We start from the raw sequence: 1,893 nt of genomic DNA, 5'->3' as shown, positions 1-1,893 counted from the left end.
AGCAGCGACTCCTCGCCGGGCACGAGGTTGGTCTCGCTGACCGTGACGGTCTTCGATCGCGGCACGCGGGCCACGGTGATCGCCCAGCGCCAGCCACGGTAGGCCAGCGCAGCACACTCGAAGTAGTGCGTGGCGACTCGGTCCTGGACCATCTCCACGCCGAGGTGGGCGCCGACGGCATCCGCCTCGGCAATCGACACGGCCGCCTCGCGCGCGGTCTCGACCGCTGCCGCCAGCGTCGCGTCGGTCTTGACGGCCGACTTCACCGCGGCGCTCACAGCTCGAGGTCGCCCGCCACCGCGTGCAGCACCTGGGCGATCTTGTTGCCGTGGGCCTTGTCGGGGTAGTGGCCGCGGCGCAGCCCCTCGGAGACCGAGTCGAGCAGCTTGATGACGTCCTCGACGATGACGACCATCTCGTCGGCGGGCTTGCGCCCGGCCACGCGACGGTTGACCGCCACCGAGGGCGTGGGGTCGAGCAGCCGGACCGACAGGGCCTGGGCCCCACGCCGGCCCTCCGCGATGCTGAACTCGATGCGCTGACCGCCCTTGAGGCCGGTCACGCCCTGCGGCAGGGCGCTCGAGGGGACGAACACGTCACCTTCGCCGGAGTCGCCGGCGACAAAGCCGAAACCCTTGTCGGCGTCGTAGAACTTCACCTTGCCAGTCGGCACGGTCCACCTCATTGTCGAGATCACTGGGGCACGCCCGGACGGGCGCAACCTCAAGGCTAACCGCTCGCCAGCCTCCCGCGCGCCCGCGTTGATCGAACGCGCGGATGCCGTGCGCGTTGCGTTGTCGCGGAGGAAACCGGCGCGCCGCTGTCGCCGCTTCGTGGCACGGTGTGCCCCATGGAGCCCAATGCCTCGCGTCTCACCCTGCGGGGCTTCTGGGAATCACTCCCCACGCCCGGTCGCTGGCTGCTCTCGACCACCGCGATCTCGACGCTCGGCCGGGGGATGACCCTGCCGTTCACGATCATCTACGTGCACGAGGTGCGCGGCATCGAGCTCGATGTGGCCGGGCTGCTGATGAGCCTCATCGCCGGCGTCGCGCTCGTGGTGACCGGCCCGGTCGGAGCGCTGATCGACCGCCTCGGCTCTCGCGTCATGCTCATCTGGGGCAACCTCAGCCAGCTGATCGGGGCGGTGATCCTGGCGTTCGCGACCTCGGTGCCGGCCTTCGTCGCCGCGTTCACCCTGATCGGCATCAGCTTCGGCATCGGGTGGCCCGGCTTCAACGCCCTGACCTCGAGCATCGTCTCGGGGCCGCTTCGCACCCAGTTCTTCGGCATCAACTTCGCCCTGGTCAACCTCGGGATCGGCATCGGTGGGGTGCTCAGCGGCTTCCTCACCGACGTCGACCGCCCTGCCACGTTCACGGCGATCTTCCTGGCCGACGCAGCCTGCATGCTGATCCCCATCGCCCTGCTCCTCGGACCGTTGCGACGAACCGGGGGGCCACCGCAGGCCAGCGCGCCCAGCGGCCCGCAGGACACGGCATCCGCCGTGCCGGGCGTGAGCTACCTGACGATCCTGCGCAATCCGGCGGTCGTGTGGATCACCGCCCTGACGTTCCTGTCGAGCTTCGTCGGCTACGGCCAGATGGAGGCTGGTTTCCCGGCCTTCGCCCGCGAGGTCAGCCAGGTGTCGACGCGCACCATCGGCCTGGCGTTCGCGGCGAACACCGCGGTGATCGTGGGCATGCAGTTCCTCGTGCTGCGGCTCATCGACGGCCGCCGCCGAACGCGGGTCTTCCTGGGGTTGGTGGCGATGTGGGCGGTGGCGTGGCTGATCCTCGGCGCCACCGGGCTCGTCGCCGGCACGCTCGCAGCGGCTGCCGGGGTCATCGTGTTCCACATCTTCTTCGGCCTCGGCGAGACGATGCTGCAACC

The 1,893-nt window shown here is 69.9% G+C and carries 3 protein-coding genes; 1 reads left to right on the top strand and 2 read right to left on the bottom strand.

Annotated features, from left to right (window positions below; genetic code table 11):
• The coding region (locus tag PLL68_RS10170; protein ID WP_324533723.1) for a DUF3027 domain-containing protein at positions 1-278 on the bottom strand (278 nt) is incomplete at its 3' end.
• Positions 275-673, bottom strand: coding sequence for a cold-shock protein (locus PLL68_RS10165; RefSeq protein ID WP_324533721.1), 399 nt, complete (start codon positions 671-673; stop codon positions 275-277). The genes PLL68_RS10165 and PLL68_RS10170, both read right to left, overlap by 4 nt.
• A 177-nt stretch (positions 674-850) precedes the next feature.
• Here PLL68_RS10165 and PLL68_RS10160 point away from each other — a divergent pair.
• A partial coding sequence (locus tag PLL68_RS10160) for an MFS transporter (protein WP_324533718.1) occupies positions 851-1,893 on the top strand: 1,043 nt, incomplete at its 3' end.

It is taken from the genome of Ornithinibacter sp., from assembly GCF_035443565.1.
In the GTDB taxonomy this organism is placed as follows: domain Bacteria; phylum Actinomycetota; class Actinomycetes; order Actinomycetales; family Dermatophilaceae; genus Fodinibacter.
The sequence above is the reverse complement of the archived record's forward strand: the minus strand, read 5'-3'. Positions and strand labels throughout refer to the sequence as shown.